General features: G+C 63.6%; 5 protein-coding genes and 1 pseudogene. 2 read left to right on the top strand and 4 right to left on the bottom strand.

Going from position 1 to position 5,067, the window contains the following annotated elements:
- Nucleotides 1-634 (bottom strand): ISAs1 family transposase (locus tag G3446_RS25545; protein ID WP_164456489.1); only part of this gene is annotated, 634 nt, incomplete at its 3' end.
- Nucleotides 635-681: 47 nt separating this feature from the next.
- Here G3446_RS25545 and G3446_RS25540 point away from each other — a divergent pair.
- Both G3446_RS25540 and G3446_RS25535 read left to right on the top strand, forming a co-directional pair.
- Nucleotides 682-1,077: pseudogene (locus tag G3446_RS25540) on the top strand (response regulator); the annotation flags it as partial.
- Entirely contained in the window at nucleotides 1,074-1,904 is an 831-nt protein-coding gene (locus tag G3446_RS25535) for a GGDEF domain-containing protein (RefSeq protein ID WP_164456487.1), read from the top strand. The pseudogene G3446_RS25540 and the gene G3446_RS25535, both read left to right, overlap by 4 nt.
- A gap of 271 nt (nucleotides 1,905-2,175) precedes the next feature.
- On the opposite strand, the gene G3446_RS25530 is transcribed toward G3446_RS25535, so the two are convergent.
- The 3 genes from G3446_RS25530 to nhaD all read right to left on the bottom strand — a co-directional run bounded on the left by G3446_RS25530 (nucleotide 2,176) and on the right by nhaD (nucleotide 4,424).
- Nucleotides 2,176-2,799, bottom strand: a complete 624-nt coding sequence (locus G3446_RS25530; protein WP_280818892.1) for a BLUF domain-containing protein — start codon at nucleotides 2,797-2,799, stop codon at nucleotides 2,176-2,178.
- Nucleotides 2,800-3,188: 389 nt separating this feature from the next.
- The gene (locus tag G3446_RS25525) at nucleotides 3,189-3,860 is read right to left on the bottom strand and encodes an FkbM family methyltransferase (protein ID WP_164456485.1); all 672 of its coding nucleotides are present in this window, start codon (nucleotides 3,858-3,860) and stop codon (nucleotides 3,189-3,191) included.
- Nucleotides 3,861-3,947: 87 nt separating this feature from the next.
- Nucleotides 3,948-4,424 (bottom strand): sodium:proton antiporter NhaD, encoded by a 477-nt coding sequence (gene nhaD, locus G3446_RS25520; protein ID WP_164456484.1) that lies wholly within the window; start codon nucleotides 4,422-4,424, stop codon nucleotides 3,948-3,950.
- Nucleotides 4,425-5,067 lie beyond the last annotated feature (643 nt).

Here is a 5,067-nt window from a genome sequence, read left to right as displayed (position 1 = left end):
CGGTGGTGAAGAAATCCGCGACCTCCTCGTGGAGCGTGCCCTGGTTGCCCTTGAGGCCGAGCACATAGTCTGCACCCTGATCGACGATCTGCTCGGCGATCTTGGTCTGACAGCCCATCGCATCGATGGTGACGATGGCCCCCTTCAACTCGAGAAGCTCGAGCAATTTGGGAATCGCCGTGATTTCGTTGGATTTCTCTTCGGTGGCTTCTTGCCCCAGGACCAATCGGTTACGACTTCCCCAAGCGCTGACCATGTGCAAAGCGGCTTTGCCACGGCGTTGATTGCGTGAGCCGCGCGCCGTTTTCCCGTCGACCGCGACAATGTCGCCCTCGGTCGCCGCGCTGATCGCCGTGGTCCAGTTGATAAAACAGGTTTGAAAGAGCTTTGGATTCAGGCGCGAGATGACGCTGGCGATGCAGTCATGCGAGGGGATCCCGTTAGCGAACGGCGCGAATCGGCGCAGCCAGTCGAGTTTCTCTTTGCCAAACTCCTCCATGGCCTCCCAACCCTCGGCGCCGCTGAGCGTCGCACAGACAACGAGCAGCAGAATCTCCATGAGCGGATACAGTTTGTTGCGTTCGACCCGGGGGTCGTGAAGGGGAGCAAAGTGCTCGATCAGACTGACGGACATGAGAATCTCCCGAGAGTTGGTTCTCGGCAGATTGCCGCAACTGGCTCTATTTGCAAGATTTTATACGCGCTCGCCCTGGCACCGGTAGCGAGGCGGTAGCGGCCTACCCCGAGAAGCGCCCCGACGTCGTCCGTATGGACATCACCATGCCGGACACGGACGGCATCGAGGCGACGCGTCGGATCATGGCGCTCGATGCCGGGGCCCCGATCCTCATGGTCACCTCCTACGGCCAGGAGCAAATGGTGCTCAACGCCATCGATGCGGGCGCCAAGGGTTATGTGCTGAAGCCGATCAGGGAGGAGAAGCTCCGCGACGTCATCGACAAGGCCGTCGCCAAGTACCGCTCACGATCGAGAACAGCCTCTTCCAAAGCCTCTTCGATGTCATTCCCTTCGCCGTCTACGTCAGCGACGTCAAGACCGACGAGATCGTCTACATGAACGTCTGCATGCGCGAGCGTATCGGCTGGAAGGTCGGCGCCGACGGCCCATGTTGGCAGACCATCTATCATCAAGAGGCCAAGTGCGCCTTCTGCCGGGTCAGCAAGCTGCTCGATGCCGAGGGCCGTCCCAACGACCGCACGGAGATCCTCGAGCACTTCAACGACGCCAACGACCGTTGGTATCAGCTCCAGGAGAAGGCGATGAGCTGGCCCGACGGACGCATCGTCAAGTACTCCATCGCGGTCGACATTACTCAGCCCAAGGAGATCCAGAACCGGCTGGCCGAGGCCCACGCGGAGCTCGCGCTCAAGACCCGCGAGCTCGAGCACCTGGCCACGACCGACGCCCTCACCGGCCTCTGCAACCGCCTCAAGCTCCAGGGCGCGCTCGAGCTGGAGCTGCAGCGCTTTCGCCGCTACGGCCGGCCGTTCTCTCTGATCATGCTGGACCTGGATCGTTTCAAGGCCATCAACGATACGCACGGACACGACACGGGCGACCGCATGCTGCGCACCGTGGCCGTCACCCTGGCCGAGAACCTACGCAAGCTGGACCTCGTCGGGCGCTGGGGCGGCGAGGAGTTTCTGGTGATCTGCACCGCCACTGCCGAGGCCGATAGCGTCAAGGTCGCGACCAAGCTCCGGGACGCCGTCCAGGAGATCGATCACCCCTTGGTCGGCAGATTGACCGCAAGCTTCGGGGTGGCAGAGTGTCTGCGCGACGACCACATTGAGGCCCTGCTGCGACGCGCCGACGAACGGCTCTACAGTGCCAAGGCGCAGGGCCGCATCCAGGTGGTCGTTAGCGACCCGGCAGAACCCTAGGAGGCCCCAGTGCATTGAAGGCGCCCCGTTCCGCCTCCTCAGGAGCCGTTTCGCACTCCCCTGCTCTGATCACGCGGCTCCCGCTTAGGGACCTCGGCGATGAAGCCCCGCTCGACGACCCCGATCGCTCCCAGCATCTGCATTGGGTCGACCGCGCGGCTGGCCCTCAGGCGCAGGGAGCGGGCTTCGTCAAGCGGCCGATGCTGCCAGAGCGGCCTCATCAGAGCCCCGGATCGGAAGACAGGAAACGGACATCTCCTTTGCGGAACCGTCAATGTTCTCTCGCCGGCCGCAGTGATTCCAAGGTCGCCTCGCATAACTGGAGCACGGACCCGCCCGCCTTACCTTGCCGGATCGCCTCGGTGATCCCCTCGAGGGCTAGACGGGTGATCTGGGCGCGGCCGCGGACCCGTGCAAGCGCTTCTTCGAGGTGACGAATGACGCGATCCTTTGCGTCGAGCTCACCGATGATCTGGTCCCAATGGGGCTCGCGGTAGTGCTGGAGCAGGGAGTCCACGACTGGCGCGTTCCCGGAGAGGTATTCGAAGGTGAAGTCGTCAGGCTCGAAGCTCGCGAGGCCCTCGACCTGACCCAAGTCTTCTCCAGAAACCTGTTCGAAGCCCATGCTCCATTCGGCGTACTCGCGCTCGGTGATCGACTTGCGGCTGAGCACCTGTACATTTTCGTGGCGGGAATCCTTGAGGATGGTCGACACCAGCTCATCGATTACCTCGTCATCGCCCTCGATCGCCTGCAAGAAGGTCCCGTTACCATAGAGCAGCAGACCCGTCACCCCAAGGGCTTGGTTTCTTCTACGACACTCCAGGAGCAGGCCTAGCAGCTTTTCGGGTGTCATGGCCTCCTTGGAACGGCTAACGTAAGAGACTTGAATCATGTGTTGCCCCTTGTTCAGTGTGACGCCGGCTCAGCCAACCCACCAAGCGAACCGTACGCCCAAGACAGGATGAGACGTAAAGTCACTGGAAAGCCATCTGGTCCAGGACGTCTGGTAGGTCGCGGACTGGACTACAGGCGACTTCAGGGCGAACCGAATCGGTCGCGCTCAAGTCGCGAGGCCAGGAGGGGCGCCCAGACCAGAATGAGGAATCGCGCTTCCAGTCCGAGGGTTGCTACATCATTCGAGAACACAAGGAATACCCCGTTCGACAAGTGGTGATTCCCTAGAAATCGACGCGCCCTGAGCGTCCTGTGCCAGGCACCGGGATGAAGACCCGGCCCATGGCGCGGCGGCAGGCCGCGAGGCTTCGCCAGCGTGAATCCCTCTCAATCCTGCTTATGCCGCGCATAGATATCCCCCGAATTCGCAGCGTGCGGAAGGCCGGCGACCCAATCGGCCATCGCCTCGGCCGACAGCCAGGACTCATGCACCAAGCGCTGTGTCTCCCCTAGCGCGGCGTTGAAGCGATAGGGTCCCAAGTCACGGCACCGCTCCAGACAATGCGGAACGAGCTCAGGCTGCAGGGTCGTGAACTCGAAGGATAGGGCAGCGACCGGGACGCTCAGGCCGGCCAGCGCATCGGCCTCCCGCCCCTCCACGTCGATCTTGATGAAAGCCGGCCGGCCATGCTCGGCGATGAGATCGTCGAGCGACACCTGTAGCACACGCGCTCTCCGCTCCCAAACCTGGCTCTCCCAGCCCGAAGCGCTCCGGGCCGCCTCGATGAAGGCGGGAGAGGCCGTGCTGACGGTAGGGTTGAGCAGGTTGACGTGGAGCTCCGCCTCGCCTGTCGCGCCGCCGACCGCCGCGGTCACGATGTCCACGCGGGGGTCGCGGCCGTAGATCAGCCGCAAGACACGGCATAACGCCGCCTGAGGCTCGACCGCCACGACACGCGCCTCCAGCCTCCGGAAGGAGGCGATCCGGTCACCCACGTGACTGCCGACATCGAAGACCAGAGCGCCGGGGCGGACGAAGCCGCGGTAGAGTCGATCCATGGCGCGATGCCGCCTGAGCCCGACGTAGTAGATGGCGAGAGATCGAACGACTCCAAGGAAGGCGCGTACTCCGGGCTTCACCAGGCATCAACCTCCAGACATCTGCGAGCTCATCGTCGGCATGGCGAAGATGACCGGGATGTTGTCCACCTCGGCCGAGAGGATGCCGAACAGGGCCTTTGCAGGCGTCGGTCCGAGGCCGCCATAGGCGACCTGGGATCGCAGCTCCAAGTATCCGATGATCCCGAGCCCGCAGACGCACAGGACAACGCCATAGGCGAACAGCAGCCTGTTCCATTCCGCATGCGCGATCTTATCGAAGATGGCGAACGGCATGCTGTCCTCGACGGTGTCGCACGTGACCGTCGAGAACTCCCCGCTTTCCTGCAGATAGAAGCCGAACCGCTTCAGATACGCAGGGCCGGTCATCATCCCGAGCACCGGGATCGCGATCGCGGCGCAGCCGACCCAGACGCTGGTCGAGTCGAGGCTGACAGAGAGGCCGATGGCCCAGGCCACCGCCGCGAGGCGGAGCATCGCGAGGAGGATGAACGGCAGGTCCAACCGAGGCGGGCCGCAGGTCTCCATCAGGCGCGTCTCCGGCGGGTTGAACGGCGCGAACCTGGAATCTGGACCGAGCGAGCGCCTCGGGGCGCGGCTTATCGCTGCTCGACTTGGATGGACTCGCGGACGCTTGGGACCGGACGCCCCGGCGAGTCTCTCCGCTCGGCCTCGGCAAGTCTCGACCACGACTCAACCTAGATTCGGCAACTAGAACCGGTAGAGTAGAGGCCAGGGTCGCCCCTGGCCCCCGCTGCCGGCCAGGGAAGCGCAAAGCGCGAGGCCGGTAGTCCCGGGTAGGTGTGTGCGCGTGCGTATTGCCGTAATGACGAAGGACGTCAGTCCTTCGTCGTGAAGGCAATATGCAAAGCGCAGTCACACACGCCGTAGAGTCATTCGTCGTAGGGTCGTGCGTAGCCCGAGTGCGCCAACGGCGCTACTCGAGGCGGAGCAGCGACCCGGAGCGGGACGGCCCGGGCTGAGAAGGTTGTCGCCCTGCGCGAGTCCCGTCGGCGAGGGATCGACCCGACGGGTATCACGAGCGCAGACGCGACACTCCGGCCTCGTCGAACGCAGCATGCAGATTTCCCGCACTGCGCTTTCCTGCTGTCTTCACATCAAAGCTATCGCGGGGGAATCGAGCCGT

The sequence above is a fragment of the Thiorhodococcus minor genome (assembly GCF_010820565.1).
Taxonomy (GTDB): domain Bacteria; phylum Pseudomonadota; class Gammaproteobacteria; order Chromatiales; family Chromatiaceae; genus Thiorhodococcus; species Thiorhodococcus minor.
The sequence above is the reverse complement of the archived record's forward strand: the minus strand, read 5'-3'. Positions and strand labels throughout refer to the sequence as shown.